Annotated in this window: 19 protein-coding genes and 1 pseudogene; 17 read left to right on the top strand and 3 right to left on the bottom strand. The window is 67.8% G+C overall.

Annotated features, from left to right (window positions below; genetic code table 11):
• Positions 1 to 48: 48 nt before the first annotated feature.
• Positions 49 to 2886 (bottom strand): AfsR/SARP family transcriptional regulator, encoded by a 2838-nt coding sequence (locus AB0I59_RS32170; protein WP_061259457.1) that lies wholly within the window; start codon positions 2884 to 2886, stop codon positions 49 to 51.
• 219 nt (positions 2887 to 3105) lie between these two features.
• Between AB0I59_RS32170 and AB0I59_RS32165 the strand changes: the two genes are divergently transcribed.
• From AB0I59_RS32165 to AB0I59_RS32145, 5 genes are all read left to right on the top strand, one after another.
• Positions 3106 to 3270 (top strand): hypothetical protein, encoded by a 165-nt coding sequence (locus tag AB0I59_RS32165; protein ID WP_228642974.1) that lies wholly within the window; start codon positions 3106 to 3108, stop codon positions 3268 to 3270.
• Between the two features lie 72 nt (positions 3271 to 3342).
• Complete coding sequence (locus AB0I59_RS32160; RefSeq protein ID WP_061259503.1) at positions 3343 to 3849, top strand: MauE/DoxX family redox-associated membrane protein; 507 nt, start codon at positions 3343 to 3345, stop codon at positions 3847 to 3849.
• Positions 3849 to 4391 (top strand): TlpA disulfide reductase family protein, encoded by a 543-nt coding sequence (locus tag AB0I59_RS32155; protein WP_061259456.1) that lies wholly within the window; start codon positions 3849 to 3851, stop codon positions 4389 to 4391. The genes AB0I59_RS32160 and AB0I59_RS32155 overlap by 1 nt, the downstream gene beginning before the upstream one ends.
• Entirely contained in the window at positions 4388 to 6220 is a 1833-nt protein-coding gene (locus AB0I59_RS32150) for an ABC transporter ATP-binding protein (RefSeq protein ID WP_358138836.1), read from the top strand. Before AB0I59_RS32155 ends, AB0I59_RS32150 begins: the two co-directional genes overlap by 4 nt.
• On the top strand, positions 6217 to 6744 hold the full coding sequence (locus AB0I59_RS32145) for a S26 family signal peptidase (RefSeq protein ID WP_358138834.1): 528 nt from the start codon (positions 6217 to 6219) through the stop codon (positions 6742 to 6744). The genes AB0I59_RS32150 and AB0I59_RS32145 overlap by 4 nt, the downstream gene beginning before the upstream one ends.
• Positions 6745 to 6842: 98 nt before the next feature.
• Here AB0I59_RS32145 and sigJ read toward each other — a convergent pair whose 3' ends face one another.
• Positions 6843 to 7832 carry an RNA polymerase sigma factor SigJ gene (gene sigJ / locus AB0I59_RS32140; protein ID WP_358138832.1) on the bottom strand — a complete coding sequence of 330 codons (990 nt, stop codon included), beginning with the start codon at positions 7830 to 7832 and terminating at the stop codon, positions 6843 to 6845.
• A 174-nt stretch (positions 7833 to 8006) separates the two neighbouring features.
• On the opposite strand from sigJ, the gene AB0I59_RS32135 reads away from it, so the two are divergent.
• From AB0I59_RS32135 to dnaE, 4 genes are all read left to right on the top strand, one after another.
• Positions 8007 to 8408, top strand: a complete 402-nt coding sequence (locus AB0I59_RS32135) for a hypothetical protein (RefSeq protein WP_358138830.1) — start codon at positions 8007 to 8009, stop codon at positions 8406 to 8408.
• Between the two features lie 217 nt (positions 8409 to 8625).
• Positions 8626 to 9132, top strand: a complete 507-nt coding sequence (locus AB0I59_RS32130; protein WP_061259452.1) for a carboxymuconolactone decarboxylase family protein — start codon at positions 8626 to 8628, stop codon at positions 9130 to 9132.
• A gap of 483 nt (positions 9133 to 9615) precedes the next feature.
• Entirely contained in the window at positions 9616 to 10110 is a 495-nt protein-coding gene (locus AB0I59_RS32125; RefSeq protein ID WP_358138828.1) for a hypothetical protein, read from the top strand.
• A 249-nt stretch (positions 10111 to 10359) separates the two neighbouring features.
• Positions 10360 to 13950, top strand: a complete 3591-nt coding sequence (gene dnaE / locus AB0I59_RS32120) for a DNA polymerase III subunit alpha (RefSeq protein WP_061259450.1) — start codon at positions 10360 to 10362, stop codon at positions 13948 to 13950.
• A 469-nt stretch (positions 13951 to 14419) separates the two neighbouring features.
• Here the strand turns inward: dnaE and AB0I59_RS32115 are convergent, their stop codons facing one another.
• A complete protein-coding gene (locus tag AB0I59_RS32115; protein WP_358138825.1) occupies positions 14420 to 14914 on the bottom strand; it encodes a cupin domain-containing protein in 495 nt (164 codons plus the stop codon).
• Between the two features lie 380 nt (positions 14915 to 15294).
• On the opposite strand from AB0I59_RS32115, the gene AB0I59_RS32110 reads away from it, so the two are divergent.
• The 8 genes and pseudogenes from AB0I59_RS32110 (at position 15295) to AB0I59_RS32075 (ending at position 22364) form a co-directional block, all read left to right on the top strand.
• Positions 15295 to 15945 (top strand): site-specific integrase, encoded by a 651-nt coding sequence (locus tag AB0I59_RS32110; RefSeq protein WP_061259448.1) that lies wholly within the window; start codon positions 15295 to 15297, stop codon positions 15943 to 15945.
• Positions 15946 to 16305: 360 nt separating this feature from the next.
• The gene (locus AB0I59_RS32105; protein WP_358138823.1) at positions 16306 to 16434 is read left to right on the top strand and encodes a hypothetical protein; all 129 of its coding nucleotides are present in this window, start codon (positions 16306 to 16308) and stop codon (positions 16432 to 16434) included.
• An 878-nt stretch (positions 16435 to 17312) separates the two neighbouring features.
• A complete protein-coding gene (locus AB0I59_RS32100) occupies positions 17313 to 17519 on the top strand; it encodes a hypothetical protein (RefSeq protein ID WP_358138821.1) in 207 nt (68 codons plus the stop codon).
• Positions 17520 to 17531: 12 nt separating this feature from the next.
• Positions 17532 to 17792, top strand: a pseudogene (locus tag AB0I59_RS32095) (transposase); the annotation flags it as partial.
• Positions 17793 to 17949: 157 nt separating this feature from the next.
• Entirely contained in the window at positions 17950 to 18663 is a 714-nt protein-coding gene (locus AB0I59_RS32090; protein ID WP_358138819.1) for a TetR/AcrR family transcriptional regulator, read from the top strand.
• On the top strand, positions 18545 to 20281 hold the full coding sequence (locus AB0I59_RS32085; protein ID WP_358139008.1) for an ABC transporter ATP-binding protein: 1737 nt from the start codon (positions 18545 to 18547) through the stop codon (positions 20279 to 20281). The genes AB0I59_RS32090 and AB0I59_RS32085 overlap by 119 nt, the downstream gene beginning before the upstream one ends.
• On the top strand, positions 20278 to 20415 hold the full coding sequence (locus AB0I59_RS32080) for a hypothetical protein (RefSeq protein ID WP_358138817.1): 138 nt from the start codon (positions 20278 to 20280) through the stop codon (positions 20413 to 20415). Before AB0I59_RS32085 ends, AB0I59_RS32080 begins: the two co-directional genes overlap by 4 nt.
• Positions 20412 to 22364 (top strand): ABC transporter ATP-binding protein, encoded by a 1953-nt coding sequence (locus AB0I59_RS32075; protein ID WP_358138815.1) that lies wholly within the window; start codon positions 20412 to 20414, stop codon positions 22362 to 22364. Before AB0I59_RS32080 ends, AB0I59_RS32075 begins: the two co-directional genes overlap by 4 nt.
• The last annotated feature ends 136 nt before the right edge of the window (positions 22365 to 22500 follow it).

The following is a 22500-nucleotide window of genomic DNA, read 5'->3' as shown; positions in this document are numbered from 1 at the left end:
GGCTCGCGCCGCCGCCTCAGAAGAGAGCACCCGCTAACGGCGATCAACTCAAGTCGCGCCGCTGCCGAAGTGTTTCACGATCCGCTTCCGGAGCGCCGCCGCGTCCGCGTCGTTGAGTTCGTCGAGGATCGTCAGGGCTGCCTGCCAGCGGTCGCGGGCCTGGGCGATGTCACCCGTCGCGGCGTATGTGTCGCCGAGGTGGGTGAGGGCGGCGGCTTGGAACGAGCGGGCACCCACCTCCTGGAACAGGGCGAGGGCCTGCTGGAAGCAGTCGATCGCTTCGTCGAAGCGGCCGAGGTGGTGATGGGCGTAGCCGAGGCTGTCCAGCGTGCCCGCCTGGCCGTACCGAGAGCCGATCCGCCGCTGCAGGATGAGGGCCTGCTCGCCCGAGGCGAGGGCCTCGGCGTAGTCCCCCACACGGGCGCGACACCAGCCGACCATGTTGAGGGCGTTCGCCTGCCCGGTGACGTGGTCTGCCGATCGGAACAGAAGCAGGGCCTCCGAGGCGTGGTCCAGCGCCGTGCGGTAGTCGCCCTGTCCCTCCAGCGCCAGTGCGAGACTGATGTGCACGTTGGCGCGGGCGGTGTCGTCGCCGTGTCCGGTGGCCAGTTCCAGTGCCTCCCCCAGGTGGGCACGCGCCTCATCGAAGCGGCCGAGCTGTGCGCAGGCGGTGCCGAGGACGCGGAGCACCCTGATCTGGCTAGTCCGGTCGCCGAGACGCCTCGTGGCCTCCAGCGCTATGCGCTGTACGGTCATACGGTCGGTCCAGTGCCCCCGGCGTTCCAGGAACTCGGTCGTGGTCCAGGCCAGTTGCCAGGCGTGGACGTCGAACCCTGATCGGTGCGCGTGCCGCACGGCCGCGAGCAGGTTCTGGTGCTCAGCGGCGAACCAGTGCGTCGCCCGCTCGGAATCCGGCACCTCACCCCGTGTCACTCCCGGCCCGGGTTGCGCCACCACCACCGGGTCGCGGTGAGGGTTGAGCGACATGGCCGCCGTCTGGGCGGTGTGCAGGTAGTGGTCAAGTAGCCGGTGTGTCGCCGCGTACCCCTCGGCGGCATCGTCCCGCCGGGAGAGTTCGGCGCTGTAGGCCCGGAGCAGGTCGTGGGAGGCGAACCGGCCGGGCCGGTGCTCGGTGACCAGGCCCGCCGCGGTCAACTCGGCGAGCAGGCCACGCGCCGTCTCCGACGTGACCCCGGCGAGGCTCGCCGCGGCCGCCGTGGCGATGTCGGCGCCCGCGGTCAGCCCGAGCAGACGGAACATGCGTGCCGCGGCAGGCCCCAGCGTGCGGTACGACCAGGAGAAGACCGCGCGGACCTCGCCGGCCTCGTCCCCTGCGCTGAGGAGGTCGAGCCGCCCGCGCTCGTCACGCAGTTCGTCGGCGAACACCGACAGCGGGGAGGCTGGATGTCCGGCGGCTCGGGCGGCCACGATCGCCAGTGCCAGGGGCAGCCGTGCGCACCAGGTGATGATCCCGTCCACCGCATCGGGTTCGGCGGCGGCGCGCTCGGGGCCCAGGCGCCGCGCCAGCAGTTGCCGCGCTTCGCCGGCGGCCGGCGGAGCCAGGGCGAGCGGATGGGCGCCTTCCACGGCGACGAGGCTGGTGAGCTGGTTGCGGCTGGTCACCAGCACCATGCTGCCGGGTGCCCCGGGCAGCAGTGGTCGTACCTGCTCGGCGTCGCGGGCGTTGTCCAGCACCACCAGCATTCGGCGCCGGGCGAGCAAACTGCGGTACAGCGCCGTCTGCGTGTCCACGTCGGACGGCAGGCTCGAGGCCGGGACGGCCAGGGCGTGCAGGAACCCGCCAAGTGCCTCGCCCGGTGTCATCACCGGCCCGTTCGCGGCGAATCCGCGGAGGTTGACGTAGAGCTGGCCGTCGGGGAACCGTGCGGCGGCCCTGTGGGCCCAGTGCACCGCCAGAGCCGTCTTTCCCACGCCCGCCGTGCCCGACAGCGTCGCGATCAGGACCGCGGTGGGCTGGTCGGCAGCGCGGGCGATGATCTCATCAAGTTCGGCGATCTCGGTGCCGCGCCCGGTGAACCCGCGCACGTCCAAAGGGAGTTGCGCCGGTGGCGTGGTCCGTACGTCCGCGGTCGCCGGTGAAGCCGTGCCGGTTTCGGCCGCCGTCGGCGGTGTGGCTGCCGGTCCGGACTCCCCTCCGTTCCCGCGCAGGAGCGCCCGGTGCAGCTCGCGCAGTTCCTTTCCCGGGTCCAGGCCGAGCTGGTCGGCCAGCCGTCGCCGAAACGTGTCGTAGCAGTCCAGAGCCTCCGGGATGCGTCCGGCGGCGTGCAGAGCACGCATCAGCGCCGTGACCAACGGCTCCGCCAAGGGGTTCTCCAGCAGCAGGTCGGCGAGCGGCCCGATGACCGTGACCGCTTCGCCCAGGCGTAGTTCCGCCTGCGCCCAGCGCACCGCCGCGTCGAGGTGCTGCTGGTGCCATGCCTGTCGCACGCGGTCCACCCAGTCGCCTTCGATGCCGCAAAGGGGGGTGCCCCGCCACAGGCCCAGAGCCTGCCGCAGCAGCCCGGCCTCCTCCGTCTCCGCGCATTTCCCGCTTCGCGCCTGTCCGACGAGGCGCCTGAAACGATGCAGGTCGATGCTGTCGGGATCGACGTCCAGCACGTACCCTCCGCTGCGGCGCCTGAGCTGCGCCGATGCTTCCTCGCCGGCGCTCACCTGCTCCAGCACCCGCCGCATCCTGGCCAGGTAGACATGGAGCGTGTGCCGTGCCCGCTCCGGCGGAGCCTCGCCCCACACCCGATCGACCAAGGTCTCCGCAGGCACCGGCCGTGGGGTGTCCACCGCCACGGCCGCCCACACGGCCCGCTGCCGCGGAGGTCCGAGATCCACCGGCCGGCCTGCCGTCCACAATTCCATCGGGCCCAGCATGCGTAACTCCACGATGTTCTCTCCCCCGTAACCGCGAGCTCTGCCGGTTCTCACGTCGACCAGGTGATTAAGAAATCTGCAGGGTTTTGGCCACTTTCCTGGCCGATGCTGAACCCGTGATCACCCCCGTGTCAACCGGGTTCACGGGGGACGAAGTATGGACCGAACCGCCCGGAAGCGTGATCGGCGACTTCGGTCCGAAACGCGAAGGAGAGCATCGTGAGCCGTCTCATCGACCGGATGATCGATCGGATCGTCCCCAAGACCACCGCGTCCGCCTGTGACTACCGCGACGTGTGCAACGCGGCCGGCCACCCGGGCCTCTGGTGGCGCGAGTGCTGTGCGCAGACCGGCTGCAAGTGGACCTACGTCGGCTCCTGCTGACCGGCGGCCGTGACGACACCGGGTGGCGGCGCCATGCCGCCACCCGGGCTTCCCGCGAGGAGTGACATGGGCATGGAGTACGTGAGGGCGGCGTGCGCCACCCTGATCGCTGTGGTCTTCGCGGCCTCCGCAGTGTCGAAGCTGCGGGATTTCAGGGGGTTCGCCCGATCACTTCCAACGCTCGCCCCGGTCAGGGCCCGCCTGGTCCGGCCGCTGGCCCTGGTCGTCGTCGCTGCGGAGACGGCGACCCCGATCCTCCTGGCGGTGCCCCGGGCGGCCTCGTACGGCTTCGCGCTCGCGTGCGCCCTGCTCACCGCGTTCACCGCCGCGATCGCCGGCGTCCTACGACGGGGGCGGCAGGCTCCGTGCCGGTGCTTCGGCGCGTCCAGCGAGCCGGTCGGTCGCCGTCACCTCGTCCGTAACGGCGCGCTGTTGATCAGCACGGTCCTCGGCGGGCTCGCGCCACAGGGCCTTCCGGCTCCGGCCGGTCTGGCGGTGGCGGCCACGGCGGGTGTCGCCGGAGCGATCCTGATCATTTCTTTCGACGACGTCGTCGACCTGTTCGCGAGGAGCTCCTGATGCCCTACCTTGCCGCCGCCGTGGTGTTGCTCGGTGTGCTGTGCCTGCTGAACCTGTCGCTCGTGATCGGGGTCCTGCGCCGGCTGAGAGCGCAGGCCGTCCAGACGGGCGTCGCAGCGGGGGCGCCGCCCGCGCTGGGACCGCGCTCTTCCATCGGGGAGTTCACCGCCGTCACCACTGACGGCGAACTGGTGTCCGCCGCCACCTTGACCGGGGTGGTGGGCTTCTTCTCCTCCGGCTGCGAACCCTGCCATCGGCTGCTGCCGCGTTTCGTCGAGCAGGCGCGGAAACTGGGGCGCGAGAACGTGCTGGCGGTGTTCGGCGGCGACGACGAGGCGGCGGTGCGGGCCCTCACAGCTGTCGCCCGGGTCGTCGTGGCCGACCGCGACGGCGGAGCGGTGGCGCGCGCGTTCCAGAACACGTGGACCCCCATGCTGTATCTGATCGGCGACGACCACAGGATCGTCGCCGTGGGCACTCGCATGGAGGAATTGCCCCTCCCGGACCGGTACGACATGGCCGCGGGCAAGGGGCGGCGGTGAGCGCCGTAGCGAAGAGGGATCTGCGCGTCAGCCTGCGAGAGCAGCGCGCCTCCATCGCTGAGGCCCTCTCGCTCATCTGGCGGGCGGCATCGGTGGACGTGACGGTACTCCTGCTGCTGACCTTCGTCGCGGCCGCGGCGCCGATCGCGACCGCGTGGCTGACCAAGCTGGTAATCGACCGGTTGACGACTCCGGGCGGCGCGGTCGCGGAACTCGCGCTCGGACTGGCCGTCACCGGACTGGGAGCCGCCGTCCTCCCGGCGATGCTCCGTCACCTCAGGGCCCACATCGGCCGGGCCGCCAACCTGGCCGCCACCGAGCGGCTGTTCGTGGCGGTCGGACGCCAGGTCGGGCTGCGCGCCTTCGAGGATTCGGCATTCCATGATCGCCTCCGGCTGGCCCAGGGGGCCACCGGTCGCATCGCCGAGTTGGTGGACGGCATCGGCAACGGTCTCGGCGGCGTGCTCTCCCTCGTCGGTTTCGTGGCATCCCTGCTCATCCTCAGCCCGGTGATGACCACCGTGGTGCTCCTGGCCGCCCTTCCCGCCCTCGTCGCCGAGCTGTATCTCGCACGGCGCCGAGCGAGCACGGAATGGAACATCGAGAAGTACTACCGGCGGGAGTTCTTCTATATCCAGCTGCTCACCGGGGTGGCCGCGGCCACGGAGATCCGCCTTTTCGGCATCGGGGCGTTCCTGCGCGCCCGGATGATCGGCGAACGACTGTCGGCGGACGCGGCGATCCGGCGGATGGACCTGCGGGAACTCCGTACCCAGGCCGGACTGACGGTGCTGAGCGCGGGGGTGGCCGGGGTCGGCCTGTGGTGGGCGATCGCCGCGGCACGGCGCGGCGAGCTGAGCATCGGAGACGTCTCCATGTTCCTCGCGGCCGTCGGCGGCGTGCAGTCCGCCCTGGGGACGCTGAGGTCGTCGATCACCGGCTGGCAGGCGAGGCTGCTCGCCTTCGCCCACTACATCGCCGTCGTCACGGCCGAACCGGACCTGCCGCACACGGAGCAGGGGCACGCACCGACGCTGCGGCAGGGCATCGAACTGCGGGACGTGTGGTTCCGCTACAGCGACGACCATCCCTGGGTCCTGCGTGGGGTGAACCTGACCATCCCTCACGGATGCGCCGTCGCACTCGTCGGGCTGAACGGCGCGGGCAAGAGCACGCTGGTCAAGCTGCTGTGCCGGATGTACGACCCGACCCGAGGTCAGATCTTGTGGGATGAAACGGATCTGCGCGACATCCCCCCGGCCATGCTGCGCGAGCGGATCAGCGCCGTGTTCCAGGACCACATGAACTACGACATGACGGCCCGCGACAACATCGGCCTCGGCGACCTGAGCGCACGGCACGACCAGGGACGCATGGAGGAGGCGGCCGCACGTGCCGGGCTGCACGACACGCTCGCCGCCCTTCCCCGGGGTTACGACACGCCACTCACCCGCATCTTCGTGATCGGGGACGACAAGGATGATCCGGCGACCGGCGTCGTCCTGTCCGGCGGTCAATGGCAGCGGCTCGCGCTCGCCCGGGCCTTCGTGCGAAACGACAGGGATCTGATGATTCTCGACGAACCGAGTTCCGGCCTGGATCCGGAGGCCGAACACGAGATCCATACCCGCATGCGGGAGTACCGCGAGGACCGGACCAGCCTGCTGATCTCTCATCGGCTCAGCGCCGTCCGCGACGCCGACTACATCGCCGTCCTCGACGACGGACGGATCACCGAACACGGGTCGCACGACGTGCTGCTCGCCGCCGGCGGCAGCTACGCCAGGCTCTTCCGGCTCCAGGCCGCCGGATACCAGGAGGCTCTGTGAAGCTTGCTCTTCCGGCCGCCGGGATACTGCTGACCGTCGGCCTGCTGGCGCTCTGGGCCCGCCTCGGCTTCCTGGCCACGACCGTCCGCGGTACGAGCATGGAACCGACGTTGCGACCGGGCGACCGCCTGCTGGTCCGCAGGACGAAGCGCGTCCGCGCGGGACAGATAGTCGTCTTCGTCTACTCCGGCGGGCCGCACACCGACGAGCCCGTACCCGAGCGGGACCGCACGCTCCTCATCAAGCGGGCCGTGGCCGTGCCGGGTGACCAGGTGCCTGTCGAATGGGAGCATCCGGATGTCCACGAAGTGGCAGGCACGGTGGTGCCGCGCGGAGCTCTCGTCGTGCTGGGCGACAACCGCGCGACCAGCTGGGACTCCCGGCACTACGGTCTGGTGCGCCACGACCGCTTCGTCGGCGTCGTGATCCGGCGGCTGCCCGGACGGGAACCGTCCGAAGGGGATACCGCGCATGGGGCCATGGCGCGATTGCGCCCCGACCACCTCGCCGCCCGCGAGCAGTGATCGCCCAACGAACGTGGCGAGGCCGAGTGTGATGGCCACGGGCCGGTCCATCGAAGGATTCGCCCGCCGTACGGGAGCCGCCCTGTCGATGAGCAGGCCTAGGCCCGATGTGCTTCCCCCCGGTCTGGCTCGATGATCTGCTTGGGAAGCCGCTGTGGCCCCACCGTCCACGGCCAGAGTTTCTCGGGGTTGCGTACCGCCCAGATGCGCTTGATCCGGTCGCCTGGCACGTCGAACGCCGCCACCGTCACGGTGACACCGTTGTACTGGGCGACCAGACCGGGCTGACCGTTGACCGTACGCTCCAAGATCGTCAGGTTGGGTGCCCGGTTGGTGATCGCGATGATGTAGCGGGCGACCTGCTCGGCGCCTTCGATCGGGTGGAGTACGGCGCTGACCAGGCCGCCGCCGTCGGCGATCATCGTGGCGGCGGGGTCGAGGAGGCCGATGAGGGCGTCGATGTCCTTGGCCTCCCAGGCCCGCTTGAAGTCCCTGACGAGACCGGCCCGCTGGGCGGCCGGAGCCGCGGGAGCCCGCGACGCGCGGATGCGACGGCGGGCCGAGGAAGCCAGCTGGCGACATGCCGCCGGGGTACGGCCGACGATCTCGGCCACCTCGGCGAAGGAATACCGGAACACATCGTGCAGGACGAACGCGACACGCTCGGCCGGGGTCATCGACTCGAGCACGACCAGAAACGCCATGTTGATCGACTCATCGAGCGTGACCCGGTCGACCGGGTCGACCGTGCCGCCGCCCCGCCCGTTGATCCACTCCGTACGCTCGGGCAGCGGCTCCGGGATCCACTCGCCCACATAGCTCTCGCGCCGGACCCGTGCCGAGCCGAGCAGATCCAGGCAGATGCGACTGGCCACCTTCGTCAACCAGGCACCGGGAGATTCGATGGCCTCCTGCTCCAGCCGGGACATGCCGTACCAGCGGGCGTACGTCTCCTGGACGACATCCTCGGCATCGGCCAGCGAGCCCAGCAACCGGTACGCCAGATTGATCAGCTGACGCCGCTCGCTCATGATCACGCTCAGGCCCGGATCGAGCCGGCCGTGTCCCGGCTCGGATGGGACGGTCATCGAATCCCCGACTTTCCCTCTGGTGCATCCGCTCTCACCAGATCGACGAGACGACGCACCGAAGTGTGAGGCCGGCGCGTCGCCTCACATTCCCCGCAGGTGTGCCGTCGGACTACTGAGACACCGGGTCCCCAGCCTCGGACACCGCTGAGATTGAGAAGGGAAACCCTCGGCATGCCCACGCGCACGACAACGAAGCAAGGCAACCTCATGTTCTTGCGTATCGCGATCACCCTGCAAACCGTGGCCGTCTTCGTCCAGGCGATCACCGCGGGGCTTTTGTTGTCCTCACCCCACGGTGGGGCGCTGCACAGTGCTGGGGCGTACACAGCGTTCGTCGTGACGCTGGTGCACCTGGTCGTCGCGATCTTGGTGTGGCGGCCGGGCGGCGGCTCGCCCCGACCCATCCTGTACGCGGTCGGGTTCTTGGGGCTCGTGCTGGCGCAGGTGGCGCTGGGCATCGCGCATGTGAAGACCCTGCACGTCCCATTGGGCGTCCTGTTGTTCGGCATGAGCGTCCTTCAGCTCGTCTGGATCTGGACCGGCCGCCGCGCTCACCTGGCCGCTGCGGCGTGACGGTCGCGGGGTCGCCTCACATTCCCGGCGGTTGTGTCGTCGGACTACTGAGACAGCATCCAGCACGCGGGAAAGCTCGCCGACCCCGGCCGGTATGCGAACAGCCGTCGACAGCTCGGTCGAAACGCGTGATCGTCCTCGCGGCCGGCCGCATCGTGACGGCCAACCGGGTCGCACGCCTCGAACCTCGCTGAGATCGAGAAGGGAAAACGTCGCCATGTCCACGCCCACGACGACGGAGCAGGACAACCTCCAGTCGCGTCTGCCCGACCCCATCCAGCTCTTCCCCGAGATGGCGTCAATCGCCGGAGCCATGTCCAAGGCCATCCGGAACGGTGCGATCCCGGAAACCACCATCGGCCTGGTGCAGCTGCGCGCCGGGCAGATCGTCGGCAGCACGTACCACACCGTCCGGCAGACCGGCCTCCTTCGCAAGGCCGGGGAGACAGAGGAGCGCATCACCGCGGTGGCGTCATGGCAGGACGCCCCCTACTTCACCGACGCCGAACGGGTCGCACTGGAGCTCGTGGAAGCCGTCCTCACCCCGAACCCGTTCGGGGAGCGCGTCCCCGACGAGTTGTTCGCCAAGGCATCCGCCCACTATGACGACAAGGCGCTCTGGACGCTCACCCTGGCGATGAGCCAGATCTGCTTCTTCATCCCCGTCGCTCTCATCGGCAAGCCGATCCCCGGTAAGGCCCTCGGGAAGAATTACAGCAGGTAGCGCCCGACTGGCTCAGGATGAGGACATGGCAACTGTTCCTCACCCTGAGCACGCCGGCTCTGCGCAAAATCCCACGTGGCCGATCCGCACCAGGTCCGGCCGCCTCGCTCCCAAGAAGGCCCCGGCACCCAACACCAGCAGGACAGCGACCTGAAAGGTCCCCTCGCCCAACGGTGACATCTCTACAGGCTCACTCGATTCCGAGGTTCGACCTGCAGCGACACCGGCCGCCCGGACCAACAACGCCGCGCCGGTTGACGACCCGTACCGTGCTGCGGGGCGAGCTCTGCCTCGGAGGATCTCCGCCTGAATTCCGATCGAGGTTCCGCGGGCCGGCCCTCGTCATGACATGCTCCGCCGGCCCTTTCATATTCGGCACGATGGATACTCCCCCATCTGCTTGACCCATGGAAGGCGCCTGTGGACGACGACCTCCCGTACGCCATGACTCTCAGCCCTGCCACCGAGCCGATCGACGAGTTCGTGACCAAGCTCGGCGGAAATCCCGTCTGGCTGGAGGCACCGCAATGGCCGGTCTGCGTCCGGCACGATCGCCCGATGGCCTTCATCGGCCAGTTCCGCCTCCCCGGCAGAGAGCCCCGCATGGCCTACCTGTTCATGAGCGAACATTGCGAAGGATCGTGGGATCCGGAAGCGGGCGAGAACGCGCTCATCGTCCAGCCCGGCCGTCTCCCGCCCTTCATCCAGATACTGCCCGGCTTCACCGGTCCAGACGGGATCCGTGGCGATGTCCACGTCGATCTCGACGAGGTCGACCCCGAATGCCTGAAACCATGGGAGTCCCGAATCATGGGGCAACCTGCGTGGCTGCAATCCGAGGAGTATCCACCCGGCGCCTGGTCGTTCTTCTTCCAGCTCAACGAATCGGACTGCGACTGCGCGAACTTCGGCGGCGGCGTGGGTTACGGGTTCCTCAGCGCGGACGAGCTGGAGGGCCGTTTCCTCTGGCAGTGCTGAATCCCGAACTCCCGACGCCATCCCGCCCGACGGCGCCGAACCCGCGCCGTGTCGGAGCCGTGGATCCGCCCGTCTTGGGACGGCGACTGCTCATGCTCGTCGAGGGGGCGACCTGCGCCTGCCGGCAATCGTGCCCAGGCATGTCCCTCCCTTTCTCCGCGAGGGTGGTCGGCCACTGCGGCTCCCTCGATAGAGTTGGGTCGCCTCCAGCGCCCCATCCGCCCCACCCCGGAAAGGCCAAGATCACCCGTGGCTGATTCGTTCGTTCACCTGCATGTTCACACCGAGTACTCGATGCTGGACGGCGCGGCGAAGATCGGCAAATTGGCGTCGCGAGCGGCTGAACTGGGGATGCCTGCGATCGCGATGAGCGATCACGGCAACATGTTCGGCGCCTACGAGTTCCAGGCCAAGATGAAGGCCGCCGGGGTGAAGCCGATCATCGGGATCGAGGGCTACATCAGTCCCGAGTCCCGCTTCCACAAGCAGCCGGTGTTCTGGGGGGAACCCCACCAGCGCAAGTCGGATGAGCGGACCGGGCTGGGCGGTGACGTGTCCGCCAGCGGCACCTACCTGCACAAGACGATGTGGGCGATCAACGCCCAAGGTCTGCGCAACCTGTTCAGGATCTCTTCGCTGGCCTCCCTCCAGGGCCACATGAAGAAGTACCCCCGCATGGACGACGAGCTGTTCGCGGAGTACCACGAAGGGATCGTCGCCACCACGGGCTGCCCGTCCGGCGCGGTCCAGACCCGGCTCCGGCTCGGCCAGTACGACAAGGCGCTGGAGCACGCCGCCAAATATCAGGACATCTTCGGGCGGGACAACTACTTCCTCGAGATCATGGATCACGGCGGGATCCCGATCGAGACGGGCGTCCGCAAGGACCTGCTGCGGATCGGCGAGACGCTCGGCATCCCACCCCTGGTCACCAACGACTCCCACTACGTCACCGAGGACCAGTCCACCGCGCACGACGCATTGCTCTGCGTCGGCACCAACTCCCAGATCAGCGACCCCAGCCGGTTCCGGTTCTCCGGAAACGGCTACTACGTGCGCTCCGCCGAGGAGATGTGGGCGCTCGACCCGAACTCGGAGACATGGGCGCAGGGCTGCAAGAACACCCTGTTGATCGCCGAGCGTGTCGAGCCCTATGACGAGGTGTTCGCCCACCGTGACCTTGCCGCCAAGTTCCCGGTCCCCGATGGGGAGACCGAGATGAGCTGGCTCCGCAAGGAGGCCCACCGTGGCGCGGTCCGTAGGTATGGCGACCCCGTGCCGGCCCATGTCATGGAACGGATCGACTACGAGCTCGGCGTCATCGAGGGCATGGGGTTCCCCGGCTACTTCCTCGTCGTCGCCGACATCTGTAAGTACGCCCGCGACAACGGCATCTGGATCGGCCCCGGCCGAGGATCGGCCACCGGATCGATGGTGGCCTACGTCACCGGCATCACCGAGCTCGACCCCATCGAGCATTCCCTGCTGTTCGAGCGGTTCCTGAACCCCGAACGTATCTCCATGCCCGACGTCGACCTCGACTTCGACGAGCGTAGGCGCGGTGACATGATCCGCTACGTCACCGAGAAATACGGCGAGGACAACGTCTCGCTGATCATCACCTACATGACGATCAAGTCGAAGGCGGCGGTCAAGGACGCGGCCCGCGTCCTCGGCTACCCCTTCATGGTCGGCGAGAAGATCACCAAAGCGTTTCCCCCCGCTGTCATGGGCAAGGAGATCCCGCTCACCGGAATCTTCGACGAAAAGCACCCCCGGTACCCCGAGGCGACCGAACTTCGCAAGCTGTACGAGGAAGACCAGGACGTCAAGCAGGTCATCGACACCGCACTCGGCCTGGAGGGACTGACCCGAGGCACCGGCGTGCACGCCGCGGGTGTCATCCTGTCCTCCCAGCCCTTGATCGATGTGATGCCGATCTTCATGCGGCCCGACGACGGCGCCCGCATCACCGGCTTCGACGGGCCCAGCAGCGAGAACATGGGCGCGCTGAAGATGGACTTCCTCGGCCTGCGCAACCTGACCGTCATCGGTGACGCCGTCCAGAACGTCAAGGACAACCGCGGCATCGACCTGGACATGCTCTCCCTGTCGCTGGACGACAAGAAGACATACGAGTTGCTGGCGCGCGGCGACACGCTTGGGGTGTTCCAGCTCGACAGCTCGATGATGCGCGACCTCACCAAGCTGATCGCCCCGGCCCGATTCGAAGACATCTCGTCGGTCCTGGCGCTGGGCCGTCCCGGTCCGATGGGTGCCAACGCCCACACCAACTACGCGCTGCGCAAGGCCGGACAGCAGGAGATCACACCGATCCACCCCTCGCTCAAGGAGTCCCTTGAGCCGATTCTGGGCACCACCTACCACCTGGTCGTCTACCAGGAGCAGGTCATGGCCATCGCCCAGCAACTGGCCGGCTACACCCTCGGCGGCGCCGACATCCTGCGCCGGGCCATGGGCAAGAAGAAGAAGGAGGAGATGGACAAGCAATGGGCCACCTTCTCCTCCGGAATGGTCGACAAGGGATACACCGAGGAAGCCGCCAAAGCCGTCTGGGACGTACTGGAACCGTTCAGCTCCTACGGGTTCAACAAGTCCCACACCGCCGGCTACGGTCTCGTCTCCTACTGGACCGCCTACCTCAAGGCCAACTACCCGGCCGAGTACATGGCGGCCCTGCTCACCTCGGTCGGCACCAACAAGGACCGGATGGCGCTGTACCTCGCGGAATGCCGCCGCATGAAACTGAAGGTCCTCCCGCCCGACGTCAACGAATCCGGGCTGCGTTTCAGCGCCGTCGGCGATGATGTCAGGTTCGGGCTCGGCGCGATTCAGAACGTCGGCGAGAACGCCATCAACGGCATCATCACCACCCGCACGTCAAAAGGCGCCTACACCGACTTCAATGATTTCCTGACGAAGGTGCCGCAGGTCGTCTGCAACAAGCGCACCATCGAATCACTCATCAAAGCCGGCGCGTTCGACGGGCTCGGCCACCCGCGACGTGGCCTGGTCCACATCCACGAGCAAGCCATCGACGCCGTCATCGACGTCAAGCGGAAAGAGGCATTGGGCCAAGACTCCCTGTTCGGCGCGTTCGACGACGATGACGACGGCGGAATGAACAGCGTCTTCCAGGTCGCGGTTCCCGAGGGCGAGTGGGACAAGAAGACCAAACTGTCATTCGAGCGGGAGATGCTCGGACTCTACGTCTCCGATCATCCGCTCAACGGAGCGGAACGCGTGCTTGAACGCAATCGCGACCTGACCATCGCCCAGGTGCTCGACGGCCAGGCAGGGTTCGGCAACGTCCGCATCGCCGGAATCATCTCCGGCGTCGACAAGAAGGTCACCAAGAAGGGCGACGTGTGGGCCATCCTCAAGATCGAGGACCACGACGCGTCCATCGAGGTCCCGTGCTTCCCCCAGACCTACCAGTTGTACGGGACCAACCTCGCGCCCGACCTGGTCGTCTCCGTCACCGGGCGGATCCGCTCACGCGGCGACGGTGACGATGCCACCGTCTCGTTCAACGCCACCGACATCGCGTTCCTTGACATCTCCGGGATCCAGACAGATGGACGCGAACCCGTAGTGATCTTTCTTCGCGAGGAACGCGTGAGCAAGGACCTTGTCAGCGAGCTCAAACGCATCTTGACGGTGCATCCCGGTGATACACCGGTCCGTCTCCGTCTGGAACGCCTCAACCGCAGGATCAGCCTCGTCGAGCTGCCCGACTATACGGTGAACCTCAACAACGGAGCATTCGCGGGGGACATCAAGGTCCTTCTGGGCGCGAACGCGCTGGTCGGGCCATGACAGATCCAATGCTCCCACTCGGTCCGTCGAGGTTGTCCTGCCGAGCGAGCCTCCCGAATGTGGACGGTGCGGCAGAGAGGGCACCCTGTGCGCACGTGTCCCGCACGATCTGGTGAATACACGCACCGAACCCGCATAGGGAGCGTTTTCCACCTGAAGTGGCAGGTCACGAGCCCGTTGCGGGTCAGCGGTCTTGATCACAAATAGAGAAGCTCCTGGTAGGTGGGTTGTCGATCAAGGACAACACCACTCCAGGAGCGTCGAGTGCTGTTCTGCCGTGCCGCCCTGCCGTTGGCACGTCGCACCCTGGACCACGCGGCACCCTGGACCACGTGGCCGGAGTGATCCGCCGCCATCGCCGTGCCGTCGGTACGCGCCGGCGCACGCACCCGGGCGACACGACCTGCTCGCCCCGGTGCACCTGCGTTAATCAGCGATAGCGGCGTCCGGATTACCACTCCGGCCTGATTCAGGGCGCAGCGTACTGATCGTGCCTGGCATACAGCTCAGTCCATTCCTCCTCGGTGAACTGGCGGCCGGAAGCCACGATTTCGGCGAGTTCCTCGAAGTACGCCTCCCGGGGTGCACCCGGCGTGAACAGCACCAGCATGGAAGCAGGTGCATCGGAATTGTTGCTGAAAGCATGGATACCGCCCGGCGGCACGTACAGGAAGTCGCCCGGTGTCGCGTCCATCCATCGCTCGCCGTTGTACAGCGAGACGGTGCCCTCCAGCACGAAGAACGACTCGGAAATGGTCCGGTGAAAATGGGCGCCGGGGCCGTTCGGGATCGCGGCCATGTCCCATCGGTAGAGACCGAATTGGTCGTCCGTGCTCGCCCCGGTGGCCAGGTAGCCGACCCGGGACTTGACTCCGATCGTGAGGTCCGGTGGCGCGTCGGCCGACCGGAAGGTTGCGCTGGTGATCCCGTGATCGTTCAAGTATCGCGGTGGCGGATAGGACATCGGTACCCGGCTCCTAGGGGTGGATCGATGTGAGCGGCATGACGCTAGGTGACGAAATGGCCCCGTCGGTAGATCCAATTCGTGCCTGTTTGATGGCGCCAAGATCCGACAGGCGGGTGGCCGGCCTGCGTAGCGGCGCGAGCCGGGCACGAACACATCTCCGCCGCGCAGTCCATCCCGCAGGCACAAGATCACGAGTAGTTCTCTGAAGTGGCGGAGCGCGGCGCTCTCCTCGGACTTGGGGGGCTTGGCCAGGTAGCCGGCGCACACCGACTGCCACGGACAAGATCTTTCGGTAACTCGGCCTGCGGCCTGAAGGGAGGGACCTCCCTTGAATCCACTGCCCACCGTCTCCGAAGCAGCTCCGGGAGGGCGGCCTGATGGCCAAGGGCAACAGCCGACGCACTGGCGACCTCTATCTGTGGTTGCTCAAGAAGCGCATCACGCCGTGTCTCGGCGGGGTCCGGCTCGGCAAGCTGTCCACAGCGATGAGTCGGCAGTGGCGGGCCGACCTCCTTGGTAACGGTGTCTCGGTGTCGATGGCGGCCAAGGCGTATCGGCTGCTGCGGGCGGTGTTGATGACGGCTGAGGACGATCAGAATTCCGGCCAATCCGTGTGCCGGATCCGCGGCGCCGGCGACAAGCACCCGGAAGAGCGGCCCGTGCTGACCGTGGCTCAGGTCTTCGAGCTGGCGGACTGGGTAGGCCGTCGCCCGGTCGGCAACGTCCGCAAGCTCAAGAACGGTGCCTACCGGCTGCGCTTCCAGCGGCACGGTGAGATGCGAACCCATCCCGAGGGCTTCACGACGAGGGGCGATGCCGAGCGGGCGCTGTGGAAGATAGGCATGGATGGCCGGGCCGACTTGCACGCAGGACCGGTGGTTCCGCGCCTTGGTGGGAGCGGCTTCAACACCCGCACGCGCTGGGTGGACGTGGTCAAGGAGATAGGCATGCCGGGCCTGCACTTCCATGATCTCCGGCACACCGGCAACATGCTCGCGCCGAGTCGGGTGCGGGGCTCAAGGTCCTGATGGCCCGGATGGGGCACGACAACATGCGCGCCGCGATGATCTATCAGTACGCCGTACAGAGGGCAGACCAAGTAAGCCAGAAAAGGGCACGCCGCAGGTCAGAACCGGCTCTGCCCGCGCCGGCCTGGGCCGCCCAGGTGTCCCCCTGGCTCCCGCCACGGTGGCCCGCCCCTGTCATGGCTGTACGGCTACGCCCTGCGCCGACCCGGTCGACCGGCCCGAGGTCTCCACCGTCGGCACCACCCGGGCCCGCACCTGGAGGAGGCGACCGCGCTGATCGCTATCCGGCCGACGCCGCGGTCGTGGTGCTGCTCAGCGTGTGCGCGGTCCGCGTCGCGCCGCTCTCGATGCCGGGGAGGCGTGGCCGAGGTCCAGGAACTACTCGGCCACGCCTCCCCAGCCACCGCCCAGAGCGACAACCGCGGATGCCACAAGCTCGACTCCCACGCCACGTACCGGATGGCCTCCACCCTCGGTGGGGGTACCTGATCCCGTCAGGGGCAGTCGGTGCGGTCGGCCTGGTAGATCCGGCCCATCGTCGATCTGGACGGTTTCCATGAAGGTCGCGCCTTTGTGCTGGGTGAAGACGATGGCGTACTTACCGCCGCACATCTCGCGCCAGCCGGTGAGGGCGAGTCGTTGCCGGCTCGGCTACTGGCCGACCTTCGCGCACGTCGCCCAGGCCCGGACCCGAACCACCTCGTCGCTCACGTTTCTTACACTGAGGCTCCAGTACCTGTTGGATGTGTCGTTACCCGCATTCCAGATCCGGACCTCGGCATCACTGTAAAGGTCTAGCTTCTCCTCAAGCAGCGTGTACCGGCCCCCGATGGCGATCTTGTCTGACGGGCACGCCGCGAGGGCGTGATCCCCGCGGCCAGGGGCGATGGACACCTCCGGCCCCATCACCGTCTGCACCTCCGACAGACCGGGAGCCCCGCGATCCCCCTGCGATCCCTGGGCGCCGGTGTCTCCCTGCGGGCCTGCGGGGCCAACTGGCCCGGACTGGTTCCAGGTGATCTCCTGTTCACGGGCCCCGCAGCCGCCTTCGCTGGTGGGAGTCGCTGTGGGCCTTATCGTGGCGACGGACTGCGGCGCTGTCGACTCCGGCAGGGCCCCCTGGGGGATTCTGACCATCCCGTCTTCCCGCACACACGCAGTGATCACTCCTGTGGCCGTGTCCTGAGTTGAGGCCACGGCCATCCCCGTCGCTCCGAGACAGAGTCCCGCCAGCACTCCGGCCGTCAAACCTACGCGAGCGCGCATGACATGTCCTCTCGTTGTGGTTACGGGCACATCATGATCAATTGAACTTGTAGGAGGCTAGTACGCCGCTGGGAGCTGTTTAGGGTTCGGATTCAGTGCCCATGTACAAACTGATCGCTAGCGCTCCGGCCCAGGGTGATCGCGGCGAGCGAAATATCCGTCAGGACGGCGACCTCCTCGCCATCCACAGTGACCTGCGCGAACAGGTCCGCCAGACCGAAGGACGCGAAGCGGAATCCAGCGCGGGGATTGGGGACTCCCAATCGCTGCGGGTGGCCGAGACCGTGGGCGCCGACAGTCGTGGGTAGGACGCGGGCAAGAAGGTGCAGGGCCGGAAACGGCATGTGGTCGTGGACACGCTCGGCCTGCTGCTGGTCGTCATGCTCACCGCGGCCGGTGTCCAGGACCGCGACGGTGCCCGGCCGCTGCTGGAGCGGACGCCGTCGTGGATCTGCTGGCGTCGTCGCTGCGTACGCGACTACGAGCGCTTATCCGAGCACCACGAGGCCATGGTTCTCTGGTCAATGATCATTCTTATGGGGCGGCGGCTCACGCGGGCCCGCTCACACAAGCTGTCCTGATGATCGGTTTGCACACAAGCACTAAGGGCGAGACCGACGCCGAGATCGCCGCCGGTTTCGGCGTCGAGCGTAGCGGTAGCTCAGAATAATCAGTTGAACGAGTGAGTACTCGCTCATTAGCCTCGTCCGCATGACAAAAAGGCGAAGGGTGCCGGCTATGGCGCCGGAAGACCGCCGTGTCGCACTCATCGCCGCCACGATCCCCCTGCTGCGCGAGTACGGCACCGCGGTAAGCACCCGCCAGATCGCTGAGGCCGCGGGCGTGGCCGAGGGCACGATCTTCGGCGTCTTCCCCGACAAGGCCTCGCTGCTGCGGGCGGCCCTGATGAGCGCGTTCGACCCACAGCCGGCGGTGGACGCTCTGGCGGCCATCGGCACACAGGTCGAACTGCGCGCGCGGCTGCGCGAGGCGGTCACGACGCTGCGGACAGGGATGAGCGTCAACGCCAACCTCATGGCCGCGCCCAGGGAGCTGATGGCCGACGACGCCGAGTTCCACGAGCGGATGATGGACGGCCGGCGTCGGATGCTGGCCGGGCTCGCCGCCCTGGTCGAGCCCGACCGCGACCGGCTGCGCCGCTCCCCTGAGGCCACGGCACAGTTGCTGCTCATGCTGATCGCGGTGAGCGTGCACCGCGGCTTCGGCCAGGGCGGCGAGTTCGGAGACATGGACGACGAAGAGATCGTCTCCGTTCTGCTCGACGGGCTGCTCATGCGGCCTTCCCCACCCCTTCGACAGGAAGCACCTCTTGATGCTGCTCCGCCTCCTGCGGGTTCAGCTCAGGCCGTACCGGAAAGAGATCACTCTCGTCGTGCTCTTCCAGTTCGTGCAGACGCTGGCCACGCTTTATCTCCCCACACTCAATGCTGACATCATCGACAACGGCGTCATCAAGGGCGACACCGGGTACATCGCGCGCATCGGGCTGGTGATGCTCGTCGCGACGCTCGTCCAGATGACCTGCTCGATCGTGGCCGTGTACTACGGCGCCCGGACCTCGATGGCCCTGGGCAGGGACCTGCGGGCCGCGATCTTCCACCGGGTGCAGGGCTTCTCCGCCTCGGAGGTCAACAGGTTCGGCCCGCCGTCCCTGATCACCCGGACCACCAACGACGTGCAGCAGGTCCAGCTGCTCGTGCTGATGACGTTCACGATGATGGTGGCCGCACCGATCATGTGCGTCGGCGGCATCGTGCTGGCGCTGCGCCAGGACGCGGCGCTGTCGTCGCTGCTGGTCGTCGTACTGCCGGTGATGATCGTCATCGTGGGCCTGATCGTGATGCGGATGCGCCCGCTCTTCCGCACGATGCAGGAGCGCGTCGACCGGATCAACCAGGTGCTGCGCGAGCAGATCACCGGTATCCGGGTCATCAGGGCCTTCGTCCGCGACCGGCATGAGCGCGAGCGCTTCGGTGTGGCCAACGACCAGCTGACCGATGTGTCGCTGCGGGTCGGGCGGCTGATGGCGTTGATGTTCCCCTCGGTCATGCTGGTGGTGAACCTGTCCAGTGTCGCCGTGGTGTGGTTCGGCGGCCACCGCATCGCTGACGGAACCATGCAGGTGGGCGCGCTGACCGCGGTCATCTCCTACCTGATGCAGATCCTCATGTCGGTGATGATGGCGATGTTCATGTTCATGATGATCCCGCGGGCCGAGGTCTGCGCCGAGCGCATCGAGGAGGTGCTCGACACCGAGCCGACCGTCCACCCGCCGGCGAGCCCCATCACCCCGGAAAGGCACCTCGGCGAGCTGGAGCTGCGGTCCGCGGACTTCCGCTACCCGGGTGCCGAGGAGCCGGTGCTGTGTGGCGTGAGCTTCACGGCGCGGCCGGGCCGTACCACCGCGATCATCGGCAGCACGGGCAGTGGCAAGACGACGCTGCTCAACCTCATCCCGCGCCTGTTCGACGCGACCGGCGGCGAGGTGCTGGTGGACGGCGTCAACGTGCGCGACCTCGCCCCGGCCGTGCTCTCCCGAGCGGTCGGCCTGGTCCCGCAGTCGCCGTACCTCTTTTCCGGCACCGTCGCCTCCAACCTGAGGTACGGCAGGCCGGACGCGACCGACGAGGAGTTGTGGCAGGCCCTGGAGGTGGCGCAGGCCCGCGAGTTCGTCGAGGCGATGCCCGGGGGCCTGGATGAGCCGATCTCCCAGGGCGGCACGAACGTCTCCGGCGGCCAGCGCCAGCGCCTGGCCATCGCCAGGACGCTGGTGCACCGGCCCGAGATCTACCTGTTCGACGATTCCTTCTCCGCTCTCGACTACGCCACCGACGCCCGGCTGCGCGCCGCGCTGGCCGAGGAGATCACTGACGCCACGATCGTCATCGTGGCCCAGCGGGTGAACACGATCCGCGACGCCGACCGCATCCTCGTACTCGACGACGGCCGCGTGGTCGGCAGCGGCAGGCACGCCGAGCTCATGACCACCTGCCCGACGTATCGGGAGATCGTGCTGTCCCAGCTCACCGAACAGGAGGCCGCGGCATGACCGAGCTCGTCGAGGTCGTCAACAGGCACAGCACCTTGGTCATGAGACCGACGAAGGAGGGCATGACCGAGCCTGCCGAGGTCACAATCAAGCACAGCACCTTGGTCATGAGACCGACGAAGGAGGTCTCATGACCACCCAGGCTCCCCCGCGCCGCCCGCAGCCCGGTCCGGGCCCGGGCAGGATGATGTCCGGGCCCGCCGAGAAGGCCCTCGACTTCGGTGGGTCGCTCCGCCGCCTGCTGTGGCTGCTGCGCCCCGAGCGCGCGCTGCTGGTCGTCGTTCTGACCCTAGGTACGGCCAGCGTCGCGCTGACCGTCACGGGTCCCAAGATTCTCGGCCACGCCACGGACCTGCTCTTCTCCGGCATCATCGGGGCCCAGTTGCCCGCGGGGATCACCAAGGAGCAGGCCGTCGCGGGACTGCGGGCCAAGGGCCAGGGCACGTTCGCCGACATGGTGTCGTCGATGAGCGTGGTGCCCGGCCACGGCATCGACTTCACCGCGCTGGCCCAGGTACTGGGCTGGGTGCTGGCGATCTACCTGGTGGCGGCGCTGCTCGGGATCGTGCAGTTCCGGCTGACCACGATCGTCGTGCAGCGGGCGGCGTCCCGGCTGCGCGAGCGGATCGAGGCCAAGCTGGCGCGGCTGCCACTGAGCTACTTCGACGGCCAGCCGCGCGGCGAGATCCTCAGCCGCGCCACCAACGACACCGACAACATCGCGCAGACACTGCAGCAGACGATGAGCCAGCTCATCTCGTCGGTGCTGACGGTCGTGGCGGTGCTGGTGATGATGTTCTGGATCTCGCCGGTCCTGGCGCTCATCGCGCTGGTCACGGTGCCGCTGTCGGTCTACGTCACCGCGGCCATCGGCAAGCGGTCGCAGCCGCAGTTCATCAAGCAGTGGTCGTCGACGGGCAAGCTCAACGGCCACATCGAGGAGATGTACGGCGGGCACACGCTGGTCAAGGTGTTCGGCGGGCAGAAGGAGGCCGCCGAGACCTTCAGCGAGCACAACCAGGCCCTGTTCACCTCCAGCTTCCGTGCCCAGTTCATCTCCGGGGTCATCCAGCCGGCGATGATGTTCATCGGCAACCTCAACTACGTGCTGGTCGCCGTGGTGGGCGGGTTCAAGGTGGCCTCGGGCTCGATCTCGCTGGGCGACGTGCAGGCGTTCATCCAGTACTCGCGGCAGTTCAGCCAGCCGCTGACCCAGGTGGCCGGGATGGCGAACCTGGTGCAGTCGGGCGTCGCGTCGGCCGAGCGGGTCTTCGAACTGCTGGAGGCGGTGGAGCAGTCCCCGGAGCCCGACGAGCCCGCGCGGCCGGCACGGGTCAGGGGGCGCGTGGCGTTCGAGAACGTGTCCTTCCGCTACGCGCCGGACAGGCCGCTGATCGAGAACCTGTCCCTGACCGTGGAGCCCGGCCAGACCGTGGCCATCGTCGGTCCCACGGGAGCGGGCAAGACGACGCTGGTCAACCTCATCATGCGCTTCTACGAGGTGACCGGCGGCCGTATCACGCTCGACGGTCTCGACATCGCCGAGATGTCCAGGGACGAGCTGCGCGCCAACATCGGCATGGTGCTGCAGGACACCTGGCTGTTCGGCGGCACGATCGCGGAGAACATCGGCTACGGGGCGGAAGGCGCCACGCGCGAGCGGATCGAAGCCGCCGCGGAGGCCGCCCACGTGGACCGCATCGCGCACACGCTGCCCGACGGCTACGACACGATGATCGACGAGGAGGGCGCGACGGTCAGCGCGGGCGAGAAGCAGCTGATCACGATCGCCCGGGCGTTCCTGTCCGAGCCGGCGATCCTGATCCTGGACGAGGCGACCAGCTCGGTCGACACCCGGACCGAGGTGCTCATCCAGCGGGCGATGAGTTCGCTGCGAGAGGGGCGCACCAGCTTCGTGATCGCCCACCGGCTGTCCACGATCCGCGATGCCAGTCTGATCCTGGTCATGGAGAACGGGCGGATCGTCGAGCAGGGCACGCACGAGTCGCTACTCGCCACGGGCGGCGCCTACGCCCGGCTGTACTCGGCCCAGTTCGCCCAGGCCGTCGCGAAGGTGGACTAGAGCTCGACCTCGGACGGCTCGCCGCAGCCGAGCTTGGCCACCCGGCGGAGCTTGCCAGGGTTGACCAGGGTGTCCCAGCAGAGTCTCGCTGGGCGGCGCGCGGTTGCGTCCACGGGAGTGGACGCAACCGCCGCGG

The sequence above is a fragment of the Microtetraspora glauca genome (assembly GCF_040656155.1).
GTDB classification, from domain to species: Bacteria; Actinomycetota; Actinomycetes; order Streptosporangiales; family Streptosporangiaceae; genus Microtetraspora; species Microtetraspora glauca.
The sequence above is the reverse complement of the archived record's forward strand: the minus strand, read 5'-3'. Positions and strand labels throughout refer to the sequence as shown.